Consider the following 25173-nt stretch of genomic DNA (forward strand, 5'->3'; position numbering starts at 1 on the left):
AATCGAGGGATTAACGGTAGGGGTTGCTTATCAGGAATTTACCAACCGGGGGATTCTCATCGCTTTGGTGGTTGCTGTCTTGGGAGGTGCTGCTAAACTTTTTGGTTTTTTCCCCAATCCCTAGAAGTTACCCTGAGAAACAGTCACTTCCCTGAGAACGATAAAAAACTCAAAAATCTATAGGAGTATAGCAAAATGTCTAACGAAACCGTCACCTATTCCCTCGAAGCTGTCCTGACAAGGATTGAGAGTAAAATCGACTCCCTGGAAAAACGGATGGATGAGAAAATCGACTCCCTGGAAAAACGGATGGATGAGAAAATCGACTCCCTGGAAAAACGGATGAATGACAGATTTGACAAGGTAGATGAGAGATTTGACAAGGTAGATGAGAGATTTGACAAGGTAGATGAGCGGTTGACGAAACTGGAGATAGGCCAAGCTGATTTAAAAGGCGATACTAAAGTATTAGACGAGAAAATCGAGGGATTAACGGTACGGGTTGCTTATCAGGAATTTACCAACCGGGGGATTCTCATCGCTTTGGTGGTTGCTGTCTTGGGAGGTGCTGCTAAACTTTTTGGTTTTTTCCCCAATCCCTAGAACTGGCCCCCGATACTTAAACCTAACCTGAAATGGAGAATTAGGGTTTTGGGGAATTAGGGTTTTGGGGATTTTGGGGTTTTTAGTAGCCATTTATCGGCATTATTAGTCATGATGACGATCAGTCCTAAAACCTTATTATACTGACCATAAAGTTTTCTACCAGTCTCAATATCTAAATATTGGCATTTAACAGCAAATTTTAACCAAACTTGGCTTTCTGCCGCTTCTGCCTCCGCATCATTTAATCTCAGCAAAAATGAACCCTTATATCGTCTTCTACGCCATGCCTCTGCTAAATTAGCACAGACAGAACGAGAAGATCGTCTAATTTGATCAATTAATGAATATTTTTCCGACCCAGGAAACTTTTTAGACAGTTCAAAGATTTCCATAGCCAGATTAAAAGCGATTTGATAAACTTCTAGGTCTTCATGGGTGTTCAGCAATTTCTTTGGTTTTTGCACCATAATTCCCCTTTCCTGATGGATGATTCTTACTTTCCCTTATACATACCTCTTGTCAAACCTAAATTCAGGAAAATTTCCCACCTCCCCACTTCCCCACCACCCCACCTCCCCACCTCCCCACCTCCCCACTTCCCCACCTCCCCACCTCCCCACCTCCCCACCTCCCCACCTCCCCACCTCCCCACCTCCCCACTTCCCCACCACCCCACCTCCCCACCTCCCCACCTCCCCACCTCCCCACCTCCCCACTTCCCCACTTCCCCACTTCCCCACTTCCCCACCACCCCACTTCCCCCAAAAAAAATTTTTCCCAAGGGTGATAGGTTTTTTGAAACAAATGGGTAAATTGATTACAGACAAGAAAACATCCATCAGGAATACAGCTATGAACTCTGCTTTCAAATTCAAACTTATCCAAGCTCTCAACAAAAAGAACGGTAACAAAGGTTTCACCCTCATCGAACTCCTAGTGGTCGTTATCATCATCGGTGTACTGGCCGCCATCGCTCTCCCCAACCTCCTCGGTCAGGTGGCCAAAGGCAGACAAGCTGAAGCTCGCACCAACCTCGGCGTCGTTAACCGCGCCCAACAGGTTTACCGCTTGGAAAACACAGCCTTTGGTACTATAGGTCAGTTGCCTATAGCTCTAACAGGTACATACTACGATTTTGGTAACGTTGGCACCGCCAATGCCACCGGGGCTGGAGCTAGTGCTACCGCTAAAACCAACTACAACAACGATATTCGCGACTACGCTTCTTCTGTAGGTCAAACCACCGCAGGTGCTTTCAATGCAATCATCTGTGAAGCAACTAACCCTACTACTAGTGGTGTTGCCGCTCCCGCTGGTGGTACTGGTGATTGCACCAACGGCACAGCAGTCCAATAGATATTCTTCCCAGATTGCTTAAAAGCTTTCTGGCATAACAACCAAGACTTGATAGTTAGCGGAAGGTGACAGGGAAATATTCTCTTGGAAAATCTGCGCTCTTGGTTACTTTAGGGATAGGATTTTATCAGTGAACAGTAAAAGGTGAACTAAAAACTCACATCTGATAACAAGAACCGAATCTTAAACCTGATTTGTCAAGCTAAAAGCCTTGACCTACTGACCTTCTTTTTAGGTAAGGGAATTGCCAGATTCTTTCTTGGAGTCCCTTACCTATTGCCATAGGAAGCTGATAACTGAAATCTCCGACGCCCAACTAGAAAAATACAGACAATATTGCCAGGGCCTAACCATGAAATACCTTCTTTTTTTAGCAATTAAATCACAAGGGAAAAAAGCGAGGGGTTTTACCTTAATAGAATTGCTAGTAGTGGTGATTATATTAGGAGTTCTCGCCGCCGTCGGTTTACCGAATCTATTACAACAAGTCGCCAAAGGTAGGCAAGCAGAAGCACTGGCGATACTGGGACAAATCAATCGCGCCCAACAGGCTTATCGCTACGAAAATGGTATTTTTGCCAGGCTAGATCAATTACCCATTAGTGGCATTAACACCGCTAAATTTTATACTTTTAGCGATTACAATACACCCTCCGGTATCCCTCCTACTCTTACTCCCAATAATACTCTATCTTCCTATCGAGCGGTGGCAAAGCTTGAATTTGATAATGATATTAAAAACTATGCAGGGGGAGTCCGACTGATGCCAGACGGGCGCTTATTGCTCGTTATCTGTGAGGCTAAAAGTCCTTTACAAGATAATGTTTTTGTGACCGGTGAGGCTGGTTGTAGTAGTCCCGATAGCATTGGGTTTAATGATCCATCATCGACTCCGCTGACAGGTCCAATGTAAAGTTTACTTCTTGGGTGATCAAGGGAGTTAAAATTACTCCATGCCAATAAGTTTTTCAAATATGGACAAACTCTCTCAATGGGATTACTTCTCAACAACAGGGAGGTTGATCAAAGTGGTCAGTTTCCCGCTTAATATTCATTTACGAACAGTCTCTAAAATAACCGAAAAACCTTTTATTTTTGTTAATGTTATTGACTTTCGTTTAAACCTATGCTGGACGTAAAAAAAACGCTCAATCTATCCCTACTTAAAACTCTTGGTTTAGTTGCCGTTATCGGTGGGCTAATCATGGCTATTGTCGAAATGCAACAGGAAAAGGTGAAAACCTTGACCAAAGAAAAGTTATTAGAAAGAAATTATAGTCAAGAATCTCGCCTAGAAAATGCTAGGGTTGAGTTATTAAAAAATATGCCAGCTTTTGGCTTTGATAATATGTTAGCCAATTGGTCAATGTTACAGTTTATTCAATATTATGGCGATGGGGATGCTCGCAAGGAGACTGGCTACGGTTTAAGTCCCGATTTTATGGAAATTGTCACTAAAAATGACCCGAAATTTGTCCGCGCCTATTTGATGATGTCCGTCCCTTCTTCTGTCAATGCCGGCAAACCCGAAAGAACCGTTGAGATTATGAATAAGGGTTTATCAAAACTAACTCCTGATGTCACCGATGCCTATTTTATTTGGTTATATAAAGGAGTGGATGAACTATTATTTTTAGGTGATATTCCTGCGGCCAAAAAATCCTATCAAATGGCTGCCGATTGGGCGAAAATTGCCGGTAATGAATTTATCGAAAAATCCGCCAGGGGAACAGTGAAATTTTTAGAAACTAATCCCGATAGTCGCGCTCCCAGAGTTGGTGCCTGGATGTTAGTCTGGCTAAATAGCCAAGACGAAGAAACCCGCAGGTTAGCTAAGGAAAATATCGAAAAATTGGGCGGTAAATTGGTTGTGTTCGGCGATAATCAAGTGATGGCAATTCCCCCCAAGGATTAGGGGTTAGTATATTTTTCATCCTGCCAAAACTTATGATTTAATAAGCGATCAATATCCTTAGAAAAAGGACAAACATCGGGAAACCTAGCATCATATTCAATTCGCATATTCTCCACCGCTTCCTGATAACAATCATCACAAATATCGGTTAAAAAACTGCATAAACTAGGGGAATCTTTAAGGATATCTTTTAACTTAGATTGACAGCGTTTAATTGTGACTTCCCAACCTCGATAACAGTCGGACAAAGGAAGATAACGACGTTTTAAAGCCTGTTCAAATAATGTAATTAAACGGTTTTTAAGTTCCCTTTTATCTCGTCTTCCCAAAGATTCCACCTCCTCGATCAAATTCTCTAAATCAACCTGAGATAAATCCCCAGATTTTAATTGTTTGACCGTCTTCTCTATCCACAAAGCAAAATCTTGATCATAAAGATTTTTTACCTTGGCTAAAGTCATAATTTTGACCTCCTCTGTTGACTAATTACCTTCATCAAACTTGCATTAAAAGTCGCTCGGTTTGGGTGCATCTCACATTTTCGGAAATACCGATAATCAGCAATTATCAGTCACTCTTAAACTGCTACAAATGTATGAACAGCCGCGTGTAAGCATCCCACCGAAAAGCTAATGCGCTCCGGGGTTTGGGGACGGCGCTTGCGTCCCCAACGGGGGGTTTGGGGGGTAGAACCCCCCAAAAGACTGGATTGATGACACAAACCTAAAAAGCACAGTTTTTAAACTGCACCGATCGAGGGATAATATAACCTTGATATTGACAATGGCGACTTATGAAAATTTTAATTATGGGTGGAACCCGATTTATCGGTGTTTCTTTGACTAAAGTGTTAGTAGAACAGGGTCATGAGGTAGTATTATTCAATCGTGGCAATAAACCCGCTCCGGTTGCCGGAGTACGACAGATCCACGGCGATCGCACTGACCCAGCGCAACTTAAAGAAAAGCTTAAAGATGAGAGTTTTGAGGCAATTTTCGATAATAATGGCAGAGAATTAAGTGATACTCAGCCCCTCGTCGAGATTTTTAGGGACAGAATCCGGCATTTTGTCTATGTTAGCTCGGCGGGGGTTTATCTAAAATCCGACCAAATGCCCCATAAAGAGGGGGATAAACTAGATCCCAAAAGTCGCCACAAGGGAAAACACGAGACAGAAAACTACTTAAGCGAGATGGGTTTACCCTGGACTTCTATCCGTCCAGTCTATATCTACGGACCGGGCAACTATAATGACCTAGAAGCTTGGTTTTTTGACCGTTTGGTTCGTAATCGTCCTATTCCTATACCCGGTCATGGGGAACATTTTACCCAATTTGGTCACGTTGTCGATCTGGCCAAGGCCATGGCCGCAGTATTGGGCAATTCTCAGGCTATCGGTCAAGTGTATAATATTTCAGGCGATCGCTATGTAACTTTTAACGGTTTAGCAAAAGCTTGCGCGGCAGCCATGGGGAAAAATGCCGAGGAAATCGAGATTGTTAACTATAACCCCAAAAAATTTGACTTCGGTAAAAAGAAACCTTTCCCCCTGCGGGTTCAACATTTCTACGCTGATATTAATAAAGCTACCCAGGAGTTAAACTGGCAGCCTGAATATGATCTCGTCAGTGGTTTAACAGACTCCTTCCAGAATGATTATCTCGCTTCCGGTCGCGCTCAACAAGAAATAGACTTGGCGATCGATGACCAGATCTTGGCAAACCAATAAAATTAATTTTCTGGTGGGGAGTTTTTTGCTGTGAGCAGTGAACAGTAAGGGACTTGCGCTTTGATAATGTACCTTTTGGGCGAACGCAGTTCGCCCCTACATTGTGGACAAAATCAGTTACTGTAGGGGCGCAAAGCTTGCGCCCTCCGAGCGCTCAGGTTTGCTGATCACCCTAAGTAGGGGGAGAGAGCCTTCGAGATGTTGGGGACTTGCGCTTTGATAATGTGCCTTTTGGCCGGTCTGATTCTTCTACAGAGCGATTTTCTGCCTGGGATATTATTCCCACGCAAGTCCCTTATTGGACATTCCACCAACCGAAGGCCGGCCCGACAAAACGAATAACTAGCCAAACCCCGGCTAAAACTCCTATACCAATCCAGGCACCCCTAGTGGTTAACTTGTAAGCTTGGGATGCTTGACTTTTGGTAATCGGTAGCCAAGGCAGGATATTTTCTTCCTGTCCATACTTATCACCCAGGGCCGATTGACGACGTTTTGATTCACCCATACTAATGTCAGTTATTAAGAGGTTTTTCTCTGATTGTATATCGAAAGACAACCACCTACACCCAATCCTACTGCGTGAAGGGGGGCGATCGAAACTGACGGCCGACGACCGACTATTATAAAATTAAAGGTTGCGACTGAAACGAGAATAATTATGGCAACCATTAACAGTAATTACTTAAAACTAAAAGCGGGTTATCTTTTCCCGGAAATTGCCCGACGAGTCCAGGCTTTTGCGGCAGCCAATCCTGATGCTAATATTATCCGTCTGGGGATTGGCGATGTCACCGAACCTTTGCCCCAAGCTTGTCGCGAGGCCATGATCAAAGCAGTGGAGGAAATGGGCGATCGCTCTAGCTTTAAGGGTTACGGGCCGGAACAGGGTTATGCTTGGTTAAGGGAGAAAATCGCCGTCCATGATTTTCAGGCTCGCGGTTGTGAGATAAGTGCCGATGAAATCTTTATTTCCGACGGTTCTAAGTGCGATACGGGCAATATTCTCGATATTTTTGGAGATAATAACTCGATCGCTGTTACTGACCCAGTATATCCCGTTTACGTTGATACTAACGTTATGGCTGGACACACGGGAGAGGTCAACGACCGCGGCGAATACGAGGGCTTGATTTATCTGCCAATTACCGCCGAAAATAACTTTACTGCCCAGATTCCGACGGAAAAAGTTGATTTAATCTATCTCTGTTTTCCCAACAATCCCACCGGGGCCACGGCTACCAAAGAACACTTGACAGCTTGGGTTAATTATGCTAGGGCCAACGGATCGATTATCTTTTTTGATGCGGCCTATGAGGCCTTTATCACCGATGCCAGTTTACCCCACTCTATCTATGAAATCGAGGGGGCGCGGCAATGTGCGATCGAATTTCGCTCTTTTTCTAAAAATGCCGGTTTTACTGGGACTCGTTGCGCTTTAACCGTGGTTCCCCAAAGTCTCACGGCCAAGGCGGCCGACGGGACGGATGTGCAACTCTGGAAACTGTGGAATCGTCGGCAATCGACCAAATTTAACGGCGTTTCCTACATTGTCCAACGGGGGGCCGAGGCGGTTTATTCCCCGGAAGGACAAGCACAAGTACAAGAACTTGTCAAGTTTTATTTACAAAATGCAACAATTATCCGAGAAAAATTAACCGCTGCCAGTTTAGAAGTCCATGGTGGCGTAAATGCGCCCTACGTTTGGGTAAAAACGCCCCAAGGTCTATCAAGTTGGGATTTCTTCGATAAACTGCTACATACCTGTAATGTGGTGGGAACCCCCGGATCTGGCTTTGGGGCCGCCGGAGAGGGTTATTTCCGGCTATCGGCTTTTAATAGTCGTGCCAACGTCGAGGCCGCTATGGAAAGAATTATCGATAAATTTCAAGGCTAATCCTCAAGAGAGGGATGTTTGCGGAAGCATCCCCCAACAACCCCATCGGGAATTGATAAACTGTTGACATACTCACCGACAACGGCTCACCGATGCGACCCTTTTGGTTAGAATCCTTACAGGTAGAAAGATTAACGATCGCAATTGCCAGCTTACCAGCACATCTGCAAGGGATCAAGTTGGTGCAGTGGTCAGATCTGCACTGCGATGCACAGCATTTGCCTGAAGCTGTCCTGCAAGAAGCGATCGCCATTACTAATCAGGAAAAACCCGATCTCATCTTCCTGACGGGGGATTTTATTACCTATAGTCCCAGGCCAATTTTTGCCCTAGTCGAGAGCATAAAAGCTCTCAAAAGTCAAGGGGGTATTTATGCTTGTTTAGGAAATCATGACAGTTATCTTCCCAACGCAAGGGAAACGGTCAGATCGGCCTTAACTAGCGTGGGAATTCGGGTACTCTGGAATGAAATCGTCACACCCTACGGCGAAAATTTTCCCATCGTCGGATTGGCCGATTATTGGTCCGGGGAATTTTTACCGCAAATCCTCGAGCAAATCTCCCCCGATATACCCAGACTCGTCCTTTCCCACAATCCCGATACAGCCATGATTTTAAAGGATTGGCGCGTGGATTTGCAGTTATCCGGTCATACCCACGGAGGCCAAGTGACTATCCCGGGTATCGGTTCCCTACCGATAATTTTAGAGGAACTTAGGCGATCGCTGCCCGAACCCTATGGTCAATGGGTTCCCCTTCATCGGCAGTTTAGCAGAGTAGTCCGATACTGGCAATGGTCCGAGGGATTTCATCGAGTCGGGGACAATCAATTATATGTGAATCGAGGCTTGGGAACCTATTTTCCCGGTCGTCTTTTTTGTCCCCCCGAAGTGACGGTAATTACTTTGATCAACAGTAGTCAGTCTTGAATCAGTTATCAGTTATCAGTTATCAGATTTAAGTTTTAAGTCTTAAGTTTTAAGTATGCCGCATTAAATCAGCTGTTGACTATCTAAATTACTCGTTAAGACTATCGGTTAATTTTTTTTCCAAAAAAGCTTGACAAAACCCCACGACTTGACAGATAATTTCTTATATAATGGGAATCCGTGCCAGCCTGCGACCCCCCTCTTTTCAAGTCAAATAAAGCCCAAAAAAATTAACCCCAAAAAGTAGTCGGTGAACTGAAAACTCACATCTGATAACTGATAAGCTGTTGACTATATAAATTACTCGTTAAGACTGCACCGGAGTTGGGAGCAGGGAGAGGAAGTTTGAGCATTTGTACTAAATTTTCCAATATGCAGTTTAAATTCAGTACAGCTTAGAATTTTCCTACTGTCTTTTCACTGATTACTGATTACTGTTTACTGATAACTGAAAAAAACACTTATGACAGAAAATAGAGATAACTTCAACGAAACTTATAATGCACTAATTGAGCGCATTGTCAATCTAACTTTAGAAGGAAAAATTAGAGCTAAATCACAGGTTTATAACCTTTTAGCCGAGGGAGTAAAAAATGGCACAGGAGAAATTTTTGAGCGTTGTTTAAACGAAAAAATTATCGTTACTCGCTCACAGTTAGAAACAAAAATTAAAGCCACTAGAGTTTTGCGGGCCCTGGAAACGATCGAAAGTGAATGGGAAAAATATCAAAAAACCAATCAGCAAAATTCTCTCACTGCAGCGGCGATCGATAATCTGGTAAAAATCGATCGAGAGGATCGTTTACTGACTTTAGTAAATTTAATTGATCCCAATCAAAATAATGCTTTAACCCTAGAACAATTACAACAGTTAGCCAAGCATTTACAGGCAGTTTCTCAGCAGCGGGGAGAAGCGGATTTATGGCAAATTGCCACGGGGATTAATCTGGGGTTAAATACTTGGTCAAATTTATCGAATGATCTCACCAGTTGGCTGTACGAACAAAATCGCAATCTTGGCTTTACTAATGATAATGAGCGAGTGACACCCTGGCAAATTTGGGCAAGTAAAGTTAATCCCTCTTGGTTAAAACGAGTCTTAGAAAGTTTAGCTAATCAACAAGCTTTTGATTCTCTTACGCAGGATTTAACTTTAACCGATTGGGTAGAAACTGCTATTGTTTTTCAATATATCCAAAGGGGACTAATTAACTTTTTTGATCAGCGTATCTATAGCGAAAAACTGGGAGCAAAATTATCCATCTCTACCTTTCTCACCTTTGCTTTAATTTGGTCGCTGTTAACCAATAGTTTCGAGCAAGTTAGTAAAAATTCTCTCTATAGTCGGGGCTGTTTTCAGATGGCTTTACAAATTCTGAGAACCTTTGCTCAACGGGATTATTTTCCTTTATACGGGGGAATTTTTGCCTCCTTTTCTGGCAGTTATCTCAAGGATGCGTTAGACTATTTATCAATTCCTCTGCGTTATGTGGAAGGCACGGGAGAAAAGGCGAGAATTTTAACTTTAATTGCCTATTCTAATCGCATTCGCGGCGACTATCGACAGGCCAGAGAATGTCATCAACAAGCTTTAGAAATTGCCCGTCAACAACAGGATTATGCTTGTGAAATAGCTAATTTAAACCATTTATCTCGTCTCAATGCTATCCAAAAAAACTATGCAGAAGCGATTAATTTAAGTCAGAGAGCTTTAATTTTAAGTCGTCAACAGGGTAATAGTTTAGGACAGGCTAACGCTTTAGCTAATTTGGGTTATAGTCAGGTACAGGAAGCGCAACAGTTAGAGAGATACGATCCCGAAATTTATCAAAGTTCGATCGAGTATTTACAGCAGGGATTAAAGTTAGCGGAAAGTCTCCAAGATTGGCAGAGTAAATCCCTTTGTTGTAGCAGTTTAGGTTTAGCATATCTTGTCCTTGAAAGAACCCAAGAAGCGATTAATATTCTCCTACAAGGATTAGAATCGGCCAAATACTACGGAGATGTATATCTGCAAGGTTTATTACTAACTTATTTAGGGGAAGCTTACTATCAAGACAAGAATTTTGAACAGGCAATTTATATGGGTTCTCTAGGAATGTATTGGCTACACGAAATCGGTGCAGTAGAATGGCGACAAGCTGCCAGTCTATTAACGGTTATTCGCGGTAAAAATATCGCAGCTTTTGAGCAGACTTTCAGTCAGGAACGTTCCTCTCTGATTAAATCAATTGGACTGGAAGGCTACCAATATATCTCAGAAATCCTCAGCAAATATCAACAGGGTAATTAGGGTTTGCTGAATAAATCTAAAAACCTTATTGGGTAAGACTTTTAGACTTTTTTTACCTCAAAAAGTGCCAACCATTGGAGTGATCGGGGGTACAATTCTGGGACTTTTTCCCTGAAAATTAGGTAATTGACCAGATGAAAATCGCTAAAACCCCACACCCCACACCCCACACCCCACACCCTGTCCCCACGAAAAACTTTTTCAGCAGACCCTAATTAGTGAATACACAGCATAACCTATTAATTAATCTCTCGGTACTTTTTCCCCAACCCACGGGAATCAGTACCTACATTCTTAACCTCTTACCCTACCTGAAAAATTTAGAACCAACCCTACTAACAGCTAATAGTTATCCCGACTTTAACTGTTATTCTATCCCCAAAGGTCTCGGCCCTGATCGAGGAGCGAAAGGTCATTTAAAACGCTTACTCTGGACTCAGTGGCAGTTACCGTCAATTTACCGACAATTAAAGGCGAATTTACTCTTTTCTCCCCTTCCGGAAGCGCCGATAAATTCTCCCTGTCGCTTTGTCGTCATGGTCCACGATTTAATTCCCCTACGGTTTCCCAGTTTTACTTCCCCCTTAACTCACTATTTCCGTTATTATGTGCCGCAGGTATTACAACAGGCAAAACATATTATCTGTAACTCTCAGGCAACGGCCAAAGATATCACTGAATATTATCAAATTCCCGCCGATAAAATTACTTCTATTCCCCTAGCCTACGATCATCATCACTTTCGCCCTATTGAAGATAATAAGCCAGAGCATCCCTATTTTCTCTATCTGGGTCGTCCCAATCCCTATAAAAATTTACCGCGTTTAATCGCCGCTTTTGCCCAACTGCCCCCAGATTTAACAGATTATCATCTTTGGATTGCCGGCAGCTTTGATCGCCGTTATACCCCCAATTTAAAACAACAAGCGCGGGAATTAGCAGTCAGCGATCGCATTAAATTTCTCGATTATATCCCCTACGATGAGCTGCCCCAAGTGATCAGTCAAGCCACTGCTTTAGTCTTCCCCAGTCTCTGGGAAGGCTTCGGATTGCCCGTTTTAGAGGCTATGGCCTGCGGTACACCGGTCATCACCTCAAATTTGTCATCTTTGCCGGAAGTCACGGGAAAAGCGGCAATTTTAATCGATCCCTATCGAGTCGAGGCCCTAGCCGATGCCCTAAAAATTATCGCTCAAGATCGACAATTACACTCAAAATTAAGTCATCTAGGCAAAAAACGGGCCGATGAGTTTAGTTGGCAAAAAACTGGTCTAGCTACGGCAGCAATCTTAAATCAATATCTAGGGTGTGCTTAACTGACAGGGTTTCCCGTCCAGATGAAGTATAACCTGATCGGTCATCGTCGGAAAAAGAAAAATAATTTGACAGATCGGCAGCATTTGTTGTAGGATTGATGATCGTGACCTCAATTGGAGAGATGGCCGAGCGGTTGAAGGCGCAGCACTGGAAATGCTGTTTAGGGGTAACTTTAACGAGGGTTCGAATCCCTCTCTCTCCGTCCCCAAAGCATCTCATGTCTATGAGGTGCTTTTTATAACAGAGTATAGGAGTCAGGATTCTGAATTCAGGAGATTACTCTTATTTATTATCTTCTCCCCTGCTCCCCATCTCCCCATCACCCACTCTCCTATACTTTTCAAACAGGATTTAGTCTAATTCCTCGTCGGTAAACCATCTTTACACTTAGCTAACCACTCCAATAAACTATCTAACTGCTGTTGCGGTTTTACCGCTCCTAAACCCCTAACTGTCACCTGTTTGGGACTATAAACAAAGCGTGATTGTATATGTTGGGGTAGGTGTTCTTGTAATAATTTCCACGCTGGTTCCTCCATGGGAGTTTCGAGGATAATATGCTGTTTTCCATCGGGTTTAATTCGCGAAAAACCGAGGGATTTAGCCAGATGTTTTAACTCGATTACCTTAAATAATTGTGCCACTGGGGAAGGAATTGCCCCATATCTATCCACTAAATCCGCAGCAATTTGTCCTAAATTTTTCTGAGAATTGGCAGTAGCGATCGCTCGATAAACATCCATTTTCTGTTCCGGATCGGATATATAATCGTTAGGAATAAATGCCGTCAATTTCAGATCGATTTGGGTATCCTCCACTTGGGGAATTTCTTGACCTTGAATTTCCCGCAAAGCTTCCTGTAACATTTCCATATATAGATCAAAACCGATCGCTTCCATTTGTCCCGATTGTTCCGCACCTAATAAGTTACCCGCACCGCGAATTTCCAGATCCCTAGTCGCTAATTGATACCCCGATCCTAACTGGGTAAATTCTTGAATTGCCTTTAATCTTTCCCGAGCGGTTTCTGTTAGTTCTGCCTTGGCCGGATAAAGTAACCACGCGTGCGCTTGTACTCCCGATCGCCCCACCCGTCCCCGCAGTTGATAGAGTTGCGCTAAACCGAATTTTTGGGCATCTTCAATGATAATCGTGTTAACTCTGGGAATATCTAACCCCGACTCCACAATAGTCGTACAGACTAAGATATCCGCTTCCCCATTATTAAATGCTAACATGGTGGTCTCTAATTCGGACTCATCCATACGACCGTGACCAATGGAAATTCTAGCACCCGGAATCATCCCTTGAATTGCTGCTGCTTTTTCTTCAATTCCCTCGATTCTGGGTACTACATAAAAAATCTGTCCCCCCCGATCCAATTCGTTGCGAATTGCCGTTCTAATCGCATCAGAATTATAACTGGAAAGGTGGGTTTGGATGGGACGACGAGAGGGGGGAGGTGTGGTAATTAAACTCATTTCTCGCACCCCAGAAAGGGACATATAAAGAGTCCGGGGAATCGGTGTCGCACTCAAGGTTAACACATCAATATTACTTTTAAAAGCCTTAATTTTTTCCTTTTGATTGACCCCAAAACGCTGTTCTTCATCGATAACCAATAATCCTAAATCTTTAAACTCCACCGCTTTACTCAATAACAACTGCGTCCCCACCACTATATCCAATTCCCCCGTTTTCAAGCGCTGGACGATATCTTTTTTCTCGGAATTGGTGCGAAAACGATTTAATAAACCCACATTAATGGGATAGGGAGCAAAACGTTCTTTCAGGGTGTGATAATGTTGTTGGGTTAAAATCGTTGTTGGTGCTAATAAAGCCACCTGTTTATGACCCGTGGTGACAGCTTTAAAAATAGCACGAATGGCCACTTCTGTCTTACCAAAACCCACATCCCCACAGACTAAACGATCCATCGGGCGATCGCTTTCTAAATCCCGTTTCACATCCTGTATCGCTTTCAGTTGATCGGCAGTGGGTTGGTAGGGAAAAGAATCCTCTAACTCCCGCTGCCAGGGATTATCCATCGGATAGGCAAAACCCGATTTTTGGGCGCGTTGGGCGTAAATATTGATTAAATCAACCGCTAACTTCTTAACCGACTTCCTGACGCGGGCTTTCGTCGCTTCCCACGCTTTGCCAGAGATTTTATGTAATTCAGGCTCTTGACTACCTGTATGACGATAACGGGAGAGATTATCAACAGAATCGGCAGGAACCCGCAATAATCCATCGGCATACTTAATAACTAGATAATCTCGACCTTGCACTACTCCGCTAATTGTGCTTTCCTGCTTTTCTAGTTTGATAAACTGTCCGATGCCATGGTGTTTATGTACTACAAAATCGAGGGGACGGAGTTTGTTCACGTCCACCTGTACCGAGGCTGCTTGCCGACGTTTGCGGACGTAACCAGCAGTATTTAGAAGATGTTGTCCGAAGAACTCTCGATCAGTAACGACGACTATGCGATAGGTGGGTAGGATAAAACCTTCTAATTCAGCTAATCCTGAGTATTTTAGGGCTGTAGCGGTGTTTTGAATGATTAATCGCTCGATCGCCCCAAAATCAAGGGGATTGGGGATAAATTGGGCCGGACAGTCGTGTTCCTGTAATAACGAGACTGTGCGGGAGGGTTGGGCAGATATTAACCATGTAGCGTACTTATTTACTTTAATACCGCTATAAATCTCTCTTTTTCCCCGTAAAATTTCCGCTAGTTTGGCGAATTGCCCCGGATTGGTGGGAATCGGACGACTGGAGAGATTAAGGCTATTTTCGGACAGGTGATCGTCTATTTCCGAGAGGTAGAGATGGGGAAATTTGACCGATATTTGCAGAGATTCGCCAAAAGAACGGTGAATTTTCGGTAAAGCTGGTTCTATCTCTTGCCAGCGTTCCCCAATATATTCTATCCAGCGATCGCTTCTAGCTTGACAGCTTTCCAGTTCATCAAAGGCAATAAGAGTATTTTCGGGGAGATAATCCAATAAAGAGGCAGGTTGAGGGAAGGACAAGCCTAAAAATCGCTCAATTCCCTCTGGATAAATGCCATTAGCCAATTTTTCTCGATCTTCGGACCCCAGATAATCGGCCACTGTGGGGGGAAGAGAAGGGGCAATCATCGCTGCGAAGCTAGTGGGAGTAAGAAGCAGATTGGGGATAGAATCCAGGGATCTTTGGGTGGCAGGGTCAAATTCTCGCAATTTTTCCAATTCATCGCCAAAAAATTCTAACCTGACCGGCAATTCTGCCGAAACTGGGAAAATATCAACGATATCGCCGCGACGACTCCATTGTCCTTCGGTTTCTACCAGTGAAACCCTTTCATATCCTAATCTAGCTAGGGTTAGATCGAGGTTTTTGGCTTCTATAACCCTTCCTACCTCAAAATTATCGCTATATTTCTCGAAAACCTCTCTAGGGGGTAAATGGGGCTGCAGGGCCTTTTCGGTGGTAACGATCGCCATTCCAGCCTCTTGATGACTGATTGTCGATAATACCTGCATCTGTCCCCAAATCATCTCGGATTCCCGATTAAATGTCTCGTAGGGGCAAGCTTCCGAGGTGGGATAAAAGAAAACACCTTTCCACGTCATCGCTTCTAATTGTGCCGCCCAACGTGCCGCTTCTTCCAGATTGGCACAGATAATTAAAAGATTTTTTCCTTGACAACGGGCGAAAGCTGTGCTTATTAATCCTTTCGGTAAGCGGGCAAGGCCGGTTAGGGTTAAATTGCCGTTTTTCTCCAGTTTTTGGATAAGTTCGGCAGTTAATGGCGATTTTTCAATGTTGCGAATAACGGAGGCAAAAGTCATTTTTTAGTGATCGGCGCTCGGTTTTTGGTTAGGGTTTGCGGCAAAAAGTTTTTTGTGGGGACAGGGTGTGGGGTGTGGGGTGTGGGGTGTAGGGTGTGGGGTGTGGGGTGTGGGGTGTAGGGTGTGGGGTGTAGGGTTTTACCCATTTTCAGGCGGTCAATTACCTAATTTTCAGGGAAAAAGTCCCGGAATTTTCCCCCCTATCACTCCCAGATACGGTACTTTTTGATTTCGCAAAAAGTCTAAAAGTATTACCCAACACGGTTTTTAGATTTATTCAGCAAGCTCTAGTTAAGCTCTACTGAATTTTTTATACTGCCTCTTGGGATTTTTAGTACAAATGCTCAGGCTTCCTCTCCCTGCTCCGGCACAGTCTTAGCAAGTATCAGTTATCAGTTCACCCACTACTTTTTGGGGTTAATTTTTTTGGGCTTTATTTGACCTGACCAGAGGGGGGTCGCAGGCGCAGGGATTTTCCATTATCTATATAATATCATGTCAAGCGTTGGTTGGCAAGAAAAAATTTTTTAATTGCCAGCAAAAGATCGATGGCAGAAAAACCAGTGCATCTATACCACAATATTTTCAGAATGATAACGATTCTCACCGACTGTGATAGGATCAGAATCATAATCAGACTCAGTTAATCCGATGGGTAAAAATTTCCAGTTAACAGCGATCGCTTTAACAATGACTATAGCCAGCTTAACAGCTTGTAGTGGTCCCTCGGTCAAGGAAGAGGAAGCAAAGACACCCTTACAGGTGACAGTCAGTATCGTACCGCAGGAATATTTCGTCAAACGCATCGGCGGTGATAGAGTCAGTGTTAATGCCATGATTCAACCCGGGACAGATCCCCACACCTATGAACCAAAACCCGAACAATTAAAAACCACAGCCCGATCGCAAGCCTACTTTAAAATCGGTGTATCCTTAGAAGATGCCTGGAAAGATCGCTTAAACAGTGTTAACCAGCAGATGTTAATCGTCGATACCAGTCAAGGAGTAGATAAAATCCCTTTGACAGCAGAACATGATCACGATCATGACCATGATCATAATCACGATCATGATCACGCCAAGGCAAAAACAGAGCAAGCTGGAAAAAACACCCTAGATCCCCATATTTGGTTATCACCAAAACGAGTCAAAGCACAGGCAAAGACTATTTATCAAACCCTAGCACAACTCGATCCCGGTCAGGAAGCTATCTATCGGGCTAACTTTGAAAAATTCAGTCAGGAATTAGACGCATTAGATCAAGAAATTCGGCAAAACTTGGCAGGGATTAAAAACAAAAAATTTATGGTATTTCATCCCGAATGGGGCTATTTTGCCCAAGATTACGGTTTAGAGATGATTGCGATCGAAATCGACGGTAATGAACCCAGTGCTGCCCAGTTAGGTCAACTAATCAAACAGGCAAAAAAAGAGAATATAAAAGTTATTTTTGCTCAACCAGAATTTAGCCAAAAAAGTGCCGAAACCATTGCTAGGGAAATTGGGGGACAGGTAATCCCTATCAGTGCCTTTGCTCAAAATTGGAGTGAAAACCTGCGACAAGTTTCCCAAAAAATGGCCACAGTTTTAAATCAGTAATTGCTTGTATATGTCAACGATCATTACCATTAATAATCTCTGGGCCGGCTACGAACAGGAACCCATCCTCGAAGATATTAATTTAACCATTGAAGAATTAGATTTCCTGGGAATTATCGGCCCGAATGGAGGAGGAAAAACTACCCTCCTTAAGGTTTTACTGGGATTAATTAAACCTTGGCGGGGAGAAGTCAGTATTTTGGGGCAAAGTGTCCAAAAAGGTCGGGAATTAGTCGGTTATGTGCCGCAGTTTGTCGAATGCGATCGCTCATTTCCCATCACTGTGGGGGAGGTGGTGAAAATGGGGAGATTGAGCAGCAAAAAACTCTGGCAAGGCTATAGTAAAAAAGATGAGTTAAGGGTAGATAAAGCTTTAGATAGTGTGGGAATGTTAGCGTTGAAAAAAAGGTCGATTGCCGAACTTTCGGGAGGACAGCGCCAACGGGTTTATATCGCTCGCGCTTTAGCAGTAGAACCCCGTCTCTTGATTTTAGATGAACCCACTGCTAGTGTCGATCCCCAAATGCGTGCTAGTATTTTTTCCCTGTTGCAAGAATTGAATGAGTGGATGACTATTTTAATTATTTCCCATGATCTGGGAACCCTATCTACCTATGTTAAATCGATCGGTTGTCTCAATCGTCGTCTCTATTATCACGGCCAAAAATCTCTCACTACCGCTATGTTAGAACAAGTGTATTGTTAAAAGGTTTCTCCTTTCAAGAATAGTCCTAATAACGCAAGATTCAACGATATTTGTCAACTGCTAGAATTAGAAGGGTTTTCCCTTGATCGAATTACAGGTAGCCATCACATTTTTAAAAGAAATGATATTATTTTGATCATACCTGTTCATAATAAAAAAGTAAAATCTGTTTATATTCGTCGAGTCCTTGAAATTATCGGAGACAACTAAAGATGAATTATCCAATTATTATTTATCCCTGTGAAGAAGGCGGTTTTGTCGCTGAAATTCCGGCACTATCTGGCTGTTTGGCTCAGGGTGAAACCTTAGAAGAAACCCTACAAGAATTACTGATGGTAAAAGATTTATGGTTAGAAACAGCCCAAAAATATAATCAAAAACTTCCCAACTTAGAAACAGAGATAGCGAAAATCAAAGCATTAAGCACTGTATAGAGCATTTTTGGGGGAATTGTGATCGCTAATTGCCGTCTTGACTTAAAAAATAGTTACTTAACGCGCTTTTTTGCTTTTAATCATGACGAATTTGTAATCATTCTGCGTTACGCTAACACATCCTCGCGTGCTACTATTCTGGTCAGTGATTCTTTACAGTAACCAGACGCGATCGATGATTCAGACGGATCAACAGTGCGATCGCTGATCTTGTAGGTTGGGTTGAGGTAACGAAACCCAACATTGCCTTTATTTCTTACCTTAATTTTTTCGGTTTCACTTCGTTCAAACCAACCTACATTTTATTCCATACCGATATTAGTGACTAAACCCAACATTGCCTTTATTTCTTACCTTAATTTTTTGGGTTTCACTTCGTTCAATCCAACCTACAGTGCGATTATTTGCTTTATAATTTTTGCTAAATCCAGGCTCTTCGGGACTTGGTATGGTTCGATAGGGGGGCATAAATCGACTCAATCCTTATCTGGCAAGAGATTTAATTGATTAGTTCGCTCCATATCGCCAACAATTGACAAAAATTGCGGCAATGTCTGTCTCTATAAAGGTTTCATTCCTTATAACCCCGTCCATTGCATAAGACAAACCGAAGAACCCGAAATCCTCGTGAACTTTATTTTAAGTCACCATGCCGAAGAAAAAATTATTCAACGCCAAATCTCTTTAAAAATATTGCAGGACATCCTTAATAATCCTGAGCAAATTTTAGAAGAAGATGGACTCAAAGTTTATCAAGGTACGTTTGTCGCCATTAACAATAAAACTTATCTTCTGAGAATTTACATTAATGACTTAGTTGAGCCTCAAAAAATTGTTACACTATATGTTACCAGTAAACTTAGAAAATATAGGCAGCTATCAAATGAAAGCTAAATATGATGCTGAAGTTGACGTTTTAACAATTACCTGGCATGACACACCCGTAGAAGAAAGTGAGGCAATCAGTCCGGGGGTTATTCTTGACTATGATCAAGCAGGTAATGTAATCGGGATTGAAATTCTTAATGCTTCTCGAAAAATCGAGAATTTTTCTCCGAATGTGCAGGTAGCTATTTCTTCTCGATAAAGGTGATCGCTGATCTTGTAAGTTGGGTTGAGGTGACGAAACCCAACATTGCCCTTATTTCTTACCTGAATTTTTTGGGTTTCACTTCCACATTTTATTCCATACCAATATCACTATCAAAGATCAGCTTTTCTGAAGCTCCTCACATCTGATCATAAATTCCTTCTTCAACATAACGGTGAAAACTGGAATATTGCCAATCTTTCGGAGCGTTTACTAATCCATGATGCACGGTATTCGAGATGATTAACAAAATCTCAATAAAAAACCCTTGACAAATCCCCGCCCTTGACAGATACTTATATATATAATGGGAATCCGTGCCTGCCTGCGAACCCTCTTTTTTTAGGTTAGATAAGCGTCAAAAAAATAAAAACCTAATACCTGACCAGCACTAAACAGGATAGGGTATGACAACTAAAGACTTATACGAACAAGACTATCCTGCTTGGTTAGAAGAAACGGCCAAACAACTGCGACAAAGACAGACAGATGTATTAGATTGGGAACATCTCGGAGAAGAAATCGAAGCGCTGGGGAATGAACAGAGACATAAAGTAGATAGTTATCTCCTACAATTGCTCATTCATCTGCTCCTCTACCAATACTGGCCGGAGGAACGAGAAAGATGTGCGCGGGGATGGCAGGACGAAATCGGTAACTTTCGGGTGGAATTAGAACTTTTATTGGAGTCGAAAACCCTTTATAACTATTTTTTAACCAGAATCGCCGTTATTTACCCCAAAGCAGTGAAGCGAGTCCGACAAAAAAGCCAATTACCGGCCGCTATCTTTGCCGAAAGCTGCCCCTATAGTCCCGAACAAATCCTCGATTCCGATTTTCTCCCCTAAAATTCTGGCAGATTTTTTCAAAAAAACCCTTGACAAATCCCCGCCCTTGACAGATACTTATATATAGAATGGGAATCCGTGCCTGCCTGCGAACCCTCTTTTTTCAGGTCAAATAAGCTTCAAAAAAATAAAAACCCGATACCTGACCAATACCAAAGACTTATAAGAACAAGACTATCTTGCTTGGTTAGAAGAAACGGCCCAACAACTGCGACAAAGACGGACAGATGTATTAGATTGGGGAACCAACAGAGACATAAAGTAGATAGTTATCCCCTGCAATTACTCATTCATCTGCTTCTCTACCAATACCGGCCAATGTCTTCCCCACCGGCCAAATTCTGGTAGATTTTTTCAAAAAAATCCTTGACAAATCCCCGCACTTGACAGATACTTATATATATAATGGGAATCCGTGCCTGCCTGCAAACCCTCTTTTTTCAGGTCAAATAAGCGTCAAAAAAATAAAAACCTGATAACCGGTCCCTAACTACCTATAAGCTTTTCACCCAATCACTAATCAACTGGTTAACCTCTGTGGGAATTTCATCGTGGGGACAATGACCGGCAGTTAGATAATATTCTGTCAGAGAAGGATAGTATTGACGGAATTTGGATCCGCGTTCCCTAGTATTCATCCAAGGATCCCCCTCACCCCATAACATCAACAGGGGACAACTTAACTTTTGCAGGAGAATATCCACGTTTTCCCCCCGGGGAGATTTAAACACAGAAGCAAAAACTTTGGCTGCTCCCGCATCCAGGGAAGGACGACGGATATCTTCTATTAACTGCTCAGTAATGGCACTGCGATCGAGATATACTTTCTCTAGGGTTTTGCGGATAGTTTTGGGTTGACGGGTATAGAGAAATAAGAGATAACTAGCCCAGGGTTGCAGCAAGACTGATCGCAGTAATTTTTGTGCTAAATTAGGCTGACGATTGCTTTCTGTATCGCTAAAGGGACCGGCACTATTGAGGAGAATTAATCCCCGAACATTCTCGGAATGATTAGCAGCCACACAGAGAGAAGCGTAACCCCCCAGAGAATTACCCGCTAAAACCGTCGGTTGGCCCACAACTTCCTTGATAAAATCGTTTAATTGTTGCTGCCAAAGATTGCCACTATAGACAATATCCGGTTTAGCTGATCTACCAAATCCTAACAGATCGATCGCCCATACCTCCCATTCTGAGGCTAAACCTTGCACATTTTTTCGCCAATGGTCGGTGGAAGCGCCAAAACCGTGGACTAATAGTAACGGGGGTTTTCCCGTGACTCTAGTACCCGCTTGCACATAGTGTATCGAATGTCCTTGCCATTGCCAATTTTGCTTTATCGTCAGGGCAGCTGTATTCATCGGCTGTTTTGTTAAGTAATGTGAATAATTCTTAGTCTAACCGATTGGGAAACTGGAGACAAAGCTAGAGATTTTTGGCCAAACCCCTTGACTGAAAAGGGAACTTGACATATACTTATATATATAATGGGAATCCGTGCCTGCCTGCGAACCCTTCATTTTTGGGCAAATAACCCTAAAAAACACTCTCAAAAAAAATCTTGAGCAGGATTAATCTGCCGGTATGGGTGGCTAACCCCAGAGAATTACTCCTGAATCATCGGGACAGTTTTTTGCTAATTCTGATATAACAGCTATGAAGATTTTGACGATTTTACAGGCATTAATCGACAAAAATCCCTTAACTGAGGCGGATATAGAAGATTTACTAGAGATCGAATCCTTAAATTTTCACCAGACTAACCCTCTCATCCTACAGGAAAGGGCGGAACTATTAACGATTCTCTGGCCGCGAGTCTGGCAAAAATGTCAGGAGTTAGGGATAAATCAGCCAAATCAGATTTTGATCAGCTGTTGGCGCTTTTGGATTCCTTGGGCGCTAGAGCTACGCAGCCACGCAAAACCGTTGATTCAAGGCATTTTGGCTCCCCAAGGCACGGGAAAGACCACCTTAACATCCATAATGTCGATTATTTTAGCCTATTTTGATTTAAAAGTAAATAATCTCTCTTTAGATGATATTTATAAGACCTATAATGAGCGAATAAAATTGCGTCAAAAGGATGAAAGATTGCGCTGGCGTGGTCCACCGGGTACTCATGATATAGCATTAGGAATTAAAGTTTTAGAACAGGTTTGTCAGCAAGAAAGTCCGATTTTAATCCCACGTTTTGACAAGTCCCTGCATCGAGGACAAGGGGATAGAATTGCAGCGGAACAAGTGGAACGAGTTGATATTCTTTTTTTCGAGGGTTGGTTTGTGGGCATGAATCCAGTAGAAGAAACAGTCTTTGATCATGCCCCCGATCCGATTAATAGCGAAGAAGACCGACAATTCGCCAGGGATAATAATCAAAGATTGCGAGAATATCTACCCCTGTGGTCAAAAATCGATCGCTTACTGATTCTTTATCCCCTTGACTACCGTTACAGTTTACAATGGCGACAGGCGGCCGAAGCAAAAGGAGGTATGAACCCATCAGAAATCGAGGAATTTGTCAAGTATTTTTGGAAAAGTTTACATCCGCAATTATTTCTCCCACCCCTGCTCAAACAAGCAGAGCTAGTGGTAGAAATTAATCAGGATCATAGTCTGGGAAAAATCAGTTATCAGTGAGCAGTAGGCAAAAGGCAAGAGGCAAGAGGCAAAAGAAAGAATCTGGCAATTCTCCTACCCAAAAAGAAGGTTAGAAACTAAGTCCATAAAATCTTCTAGCTTAACAAATTAGGTTTTAGATTCCGTCGAGTTAAAAGAAAGCTCCGAACTTGTCACTTAACACTATTGACTGAAAACTCCCATCTGATAACTGATAACTGATAACTGATAAAGCTTATGATTGAAGTCGAACATCTGAGTAAAATTTATGGTTCTACCACGGCAATTAGTGACGTGGATTTTACGGTAGAAAAAGGAGAAATACTCGGTTTCTTGGGACCGAATGGAGCGGGAAAAACCACAACTATGAGGATTTTATCCGGTTATATTCCTGCCACAACAGGAACAGCAAGGATAGCAGGATACGATGTGCATCAACAATCCTTAGAAGTGCGTCGTCGCATTGGTTATCTTCCTGAAAATCCCCCCTTGTATCCAGAGATGACCGTGGAAAGTTTTCTTGATTTTGTGGCACGGATTAAAGGCATCTCATCGGGGGATAGAAAAGCGCGGGTAGATTTAGTGTTAGGCAAATGTCAGTTACTAGAAAAAAGAAAAGTTATTATCCGCAAGTTATCCAAGGGTTATAAACAGCGTGTGGGAATTGCCCAAGCGATCATACACGATCCACCGGTAATTATTTTAGATGAACCGACAGTAGGATTGGATCCGAAACAGATTATCGAGGTAAGAAATCTGATTAAAAGTTTAGCGGGAGAACATACAATTATTCTCTCCACTCATATTTTGCCAGAAGTGAGTATTACCTGCGATCGAGCGACAATTATTAATCGGGGTCGCATCGTGGCCAATAATATTACTACCGCCCCCCCTGCCAGTTCCAGTTATGAAATTGAGATCGAGGGTGATAGGGATTCCCTGCTAGAAATCCTTCAACAACTGCCGCAAGTCGAACAAGCAGCAAAAGTCGGCGATAACCTGCTTAAAATTGTTGGTCAAGCGGGAACAAACCTAGGGGCAGAACTTGCTAGAATAGTTGTCAACAATGGTTATAACCTATTAGAAATGCGTCGCACGCGTAAAACCCTAGAAGACATCTTTCTGGAAGTAATCGGCAGCGGGGAAAGTAATCACCAAGAGGAGAGGCATGATCAATAATATCTGGGCGATTTTTCGCAAGGAATTTCAAAGCTATTTTACCGCCGCCAATGCCTATATAATTATGGGCATATTTTGGTTAGTAGCGGGATTTTTCTTTAACTCCCTTCTCTACGGCATTATTCTCGATGTTAGTATCCAGGAACAATCGGGATTTCTGGTAGCCAGAGATACGGTATCTGAATTTATGACCACTTTCATCGGCATTATTTTATCCTCTTTATTGTTGGTAATTTTGCCGGCCCTGTCTATGGGATTATACGCAGAGGAAAAAAAACAGGGAACCCTAGAACTTTTAGCCACTTCTCCCCTGACTAATTGGAGTATAGCCATCGGTAAATTATTGGGAGTGCTGGCCTTTTTTACCGTGATGATTACCCCCCTCTGGATTTACGAAATAGTGGTTTTTAGTAGCGCAGTTCCCCCGGTGAATATAGCCAGTATTTTACTAGCTCATCTAGGATTAATTTTACTGGCAGCGGCCATCCTAGCCATCGGAATGTTTATTTCTTCCCTCACCAATAGTTCTATCCTGGCTTACATCATCACCTTTATCACCATCTTATTTATCTGGATACTGGATGTCATTGCTAACAATGCCGAAACCTTCTTTCGAGATCGCATCGGAGGAGAAGTGGGAGAACAGATCGGATTTTTCCTGAAAGAATTACTCTCCCATCTATCTTTGTATCAACCCTTTAACAATTTCGTGCGGGGAATTTTTGACAGTAGTAGTTTAGTCATCCTCCTCAGTTATATTCTGCTGGGAATCTTCCTAACTACTCAATCGATCGAAGCGGACCGTTATCAAAGAAACTAA

25 protein-coding genes, 1 tRNA gene and 2 pseudogenes are annotated in these 25173 nt (G+C 42.7%); 21 read left to right on the top strand and 7 right to left on the bottom strand.

Going from position 1 to position 25173, the window contains the following annotated elements; genetic code table 11:
• Positions 1-195 precede the first annotated feature (195 nt).
• Entirely contained in the window at positions 196-603 is a 408-nt protein-coding gene (locus IM496_RS02075; protein WP_194017023.1) for a DUF4164 family protein, read from the top strand.
• A gap of 56 nt (positions 604-659) precedes the next feature.
• On the opposite strand, the gene IM496_RS02080 is transcribed toward IM496_RS02075, so the two are convergent.
• Together IM496_RS02080 and IM496_RS02085 are read right to left on the bottom strand one after the other, a co-directional pair.
• On the bottom strand, positions 660-1073 hold the full coding sequence (locus tag IM496_RS02080) for a four helix bundle protein (protein WP_002772592.1): 414 nt from the start codon (positions 1071-1073) through the stop codon (positions 660-662).
• 36 nt (positions 1074-1109) lie between these two features.
• The gene (locus IM496_RS02085) at positions 1110-1559 is read right to left on the bottom strand and encodes a hypothetical protein (RefSeq protein WP_287661120.1); all 450 of its coding nucleotides are present in this window, start codon (positions 1557-1559) and stop codon (positions 1110-1112) included.
• Between IM496_RS02085 and IM496_RS02090 the strand changes: the two genes are divergently transcribed.
• On the top strand, positions 1459-1962 hold the full coding sequence (locus IM496_RS02090; RefSeq protein WP_287661117.1) for a type IV pilin-like G/H family protein: 504 nt from the start codon (positions 1459-1461) through the stop codon (positions 1960-1962). The two genes, IM496_RS02085 and IM496_RS02090, sit on opposite strands and share 101 nt — an antisense overlap.
• Positions 1963-2314: 352 nt before the next feature.
• Positions 2315-2875 (top strand): type IV pilin protein, encoded by a 561-nt coding sequence (locus tag IM496_RS02095; protein ID WP_287661097.1) that lies wholly within the window; start codon positions 2315-2317, stop codon positions 2873-2875.
• Here IM496_RS02095 and IM496_RS02100 read toward each other — a convergent pair.
• A pseudogene (locus IM496_RS02100) lies at positions 2872-2990 on the bottom strand (IS630-like element ISMae27 family transposase); the annotation flags it as partial. The gene IM496_RS02095 and the pseudogene IM496_RS02100 sit on opposite strands and share 4 nt — an antisense overlap.
• Before the next feature lie 98 nt (positions 2991-3088).
• Between IM496_RS02100 and IM496_RS02105 the strand changes: the two are divergent.
• Entirely contained in the window at positions 3089-3877 is a 789-nt protein-coding gene (locus IM496_RS02105; RefSeq protein ID WP_287661099.1) for a hypothetical protein, read from the top strand.
• On the opposite strand, the gene IM496_RS02110 is transcribed toward IM496_RS02105, so the two are convergent.
• Positions 3874-4338, bottom strand: a complete 465-nt coding sequence (locus tag IM496_RS02110) for a DUF29 domain-containing protein (protein WP_287661101.1) — start codon at positions 4336-4338, stop codon at positions 3874-3876. The genes IM496_RS02105 and IM496_RS02110 overlap by 4 nt on opposite strands.
• Positions 4339-4670: 332 nt before the next feature.
• Between IM496_RS02110 and IM496_RS02115 the strand changes: the two genes are divergently transcribed.
• Entirely contained in the window at positions 4671-5606 is a 936-nt protein-coding gene (locus IM496_RS02115) for an NAD-dependent epimerase/dehydratase family protein (RefSeq protein ID WP_287661103.1), read from the top strand.
• Positions 5607-5901: 295 nt separating this feature from the next.
• Here the strand turns inward: IM496_RS02115 and IM496_RS02120 are convergent, their stop codons facing one another.
• A complete protein-coding gene (locus IM496_RS02120; RefSeq protein WP_046661580.1) occupies positions 5902-6114 on the bottom strand; it encodes a DUF2839 domain-containing protein in 213 nt (70 codons plus the stop codon).
• A gap of 153 nt (positions 6115-6267) precedes the next feature.
• On the opposite strand from IM496_RS02120, the gene IM496_RS02125 reads away from it, so the two are divergent.
• The 5 genes from IM496_RS02125 to IM496_RS02145 all read left to right on the top strand — a co-directional run bounded on the left by IM496_RS02125 (position 6268) and on the right by IM496_RS02145 (position 12244).
• Positions 6268-7503, top strand: coding sequence for an LL-diaminopimelate aminotransferase (locus IM496_RS02125; protein WP_194016990.1), 1236 nt, complete (start codon positions 6268-6270; stop codon positions 7501-7503).
• Between the two features lie 92 nt (positions 7504-7595).
• The gene (locus tag IM496_RS02130; RefSeq protein WP_287661107.1) at positions 7596-8432 is read left to right on the top strand and encodes a metallophosphoesterase; all 837 of its coding nucleotides are present in this window, start codon (positions 7596-7598) and stop codon (positions 8430-8432) included.
• A 463-nt stretch (positions 8433-8895) separates the two neighbouring features.
• Entirely contained in the window at positions 8896-10725 is a 1830-nt protein-coding gene (locus IM496_RS02135) for a tetratricopeptide repeat protein (protein ID WP_287661109.1), read from the top strand.
• 218 nt (positions 10726-10943) lie between these two features.
• Positions 10944-12041 carry a glycosyltransferase family 4 protein gene (locus IM496_RS02140; RefSeq protein ID WP_287661110.1) on the top strand — a complete coding sequence of 366 codons (1098 nt, stop codon included), beginning with the start codon at positions 10944-10946 and terminating at the stop codon, positions 12039-12041.
• Positions 12042-12157: 116 nt separating this feature from the next.
• A tRNA-Ser gene (locus IM496_RS02145) sits at positions 12158-12244 on the top strand.
• Positions 12245-12398: 154 nt separating this feature from the next.
• On the opposite strand, the gene mfd is transcribed toward IM496_RS02145, so the two are convergent.
• The gene (gene mfd / locus IM496_RS02150) at positions 12399-15881 is read right to left on the bottom strand and encodes a transcription-repair coupling factor (protein WP_194017965.1); all 3483 of its coding nucleotides are present in this window, start codon (positions 15879-15881) and stop codon (positions 12399-12401) included.
• Between the two features lie 651 nt (positions 15882-16532).
• On the opposite strand from mfd, the gene IM496_RS02155 reads away from it, so the two are divergent.
• The 8 genes and pseudogenes from IM496_RS02155 to IM496_RS22245 form a co-directional block, all read left to right on the top strand.
• Positions 16533-17480, top strand: a complete 948-nt coding sequence (locus IM496_RS02155) for a metal ABC transporter solute-binding protein, Zn/Mn family (RefSeq protein ID WP_194014972.1) — start codon at positions 16533-16535, stop codon at positions 17478-17480.
• Positions 17481-17490: 10 nt separating this feature from the next.
• Positions 17491-18186 carry a metal ABC transporter ATP-binding protein gene (locus IM496_RS02160; protein WP_149979722.1) on the top strand — a complete coding sequence of 232 codons (696 nt, stop codon included), beginning with the start codon at positions 17491-17493 and terminating at the stop codon, positions 18184-18186.
• A gap of 48 nt (positions 18187-18234) precedes the next feature.
• On the top strand, positions 18235-18396 hold the full coding sequence (locus IM496_RS02165) for a type II toxin-antitoxin system HicA family toxin (RefSeq protein ID WP_287661118.1): 162 nt from the start codon (positions 18235-18237) through the stop codon (positions 18394-18396).
• Positions 18397-18398: 2 nt separating this feature from the next.
• Positions 18399-18620 (top strand): type II toxin-antitoxin system HicB family antitoxin, encoded by a 222-nt coding sequence (locus IM496_RS02170; RefSeq protein WP_002744564.1) that lies wholly within the window; start codon positions 18399-18401, stop codon positions 18618-18620.
• Between the two features lie 627 nt (positions 18621-19247).
• Positions 19248-19514: a hypothetical protein gene (locus IM496_RS02175; protein WP_002798441.1), complete on the top strand. Its 267-nt coding sequence runs from the start codon at positions 19248-19250 to the stop codon at positions 19512-19514.
• Positions 19465-19707, top strand: coding sequence for a DUF2283 domain-containing protein (locus IM496_RS02180; RefSeq protein WP_002775710.1), 243 nt, complete (start codon positions 19465-19467; stop codon positions 19705-19707). The genes IM496_RS02175 and IM496_RS02180 overlap by 50 nt, the downstream gene beginning before the upstream one ends.
• Before the next feature lie 410 nt (positions 19708-20117).
• On the top strand, positions 20118-20558 hold the full coding sequence (locus tag IM496_RS02185) for a DUF29 domain-containing protein (protein ID WP_002790561.1): 441 nt from the start codon (positions 20118-20120) through the stop codon (positions 20556-20558).
• Positions 20559-20700: 142 nt separating this feature from the next.
• A pseudogene (locus tag IM496_RS22245) lies at positions 20701-20876 on the top strand (DUF29 family protein); the annotation flags it as partial.
• Positions 20877-21052: 176 nt separating this feature from the next.
• On the opposite strand, the gene IM496_RS02195 reads toward IM496_RS22245, so the two are convergent.
• A complete protein-coding gene (locus tag IM496_RS02195; protein WP_194014966.1) occupies positions 21053-21919 on the bottom strand; it encodes an alpha/beta fold hydrolase in 867 nt (288 codons plus the stop codon).
• A 295-nt stretch (positions 21920-22214) separates the two neighbouring features.
• Between IM496_RS02195 and IM496_RS02200 the strand changes: the two genes are divergently transcribed.
• The 3 genes from IM496_RS02200 (at position 22215) to IM496_RS02210 (ending at position 25173) form a co-directional block, all read left to right on the top strand.
• Positions 22215-23195 carry an ABC transporter ATP-binding protein gene (locus tag IM496_RS02200; protein ID WP_287661112.1) on the top strand — a complete coding sequence of 327 codons (981 nt, stop codon included), beginning with the start codon at positions 22215-22217 and terminating at the stop codon, positions 23193-23195.
• A gap of 216 nt (positions 23196-23411) precedes the next feature.
• Positions 23412-24353 (top strand): ABC transporter ATP-binding protein, encoded by a 942-nt coding sequence (locus IM496_RS02205; RefSeq protein WP_287661113.1) that lies wholly within the window; start codon positions 23412-23414, stop codon positions 24351-24353.
• Positions 24343-25173: an ABC transporter permease gene (locus IM496_RS02210; RefSeq protein ID WP_194014962.1), complete on the top strand. Its 831-nt coding sequence runs from the start codon at positions 24343-24345 to the stop codon at positions 25171-25173. Before IM496_RS02205 ends, IM496_RS02210 begins: the two co-directional genes overlap by 11 nt.

The organism is Microcystis sp. M049S2 (genome assembly GCF_020245625.1).
Lineage (GTDB): Bacteria > Cyanobacteriota > Cyanobacteriia > Cyanobacteriales > Microcystaceae > Microcystis > Microcystis ichthyoblabe_A.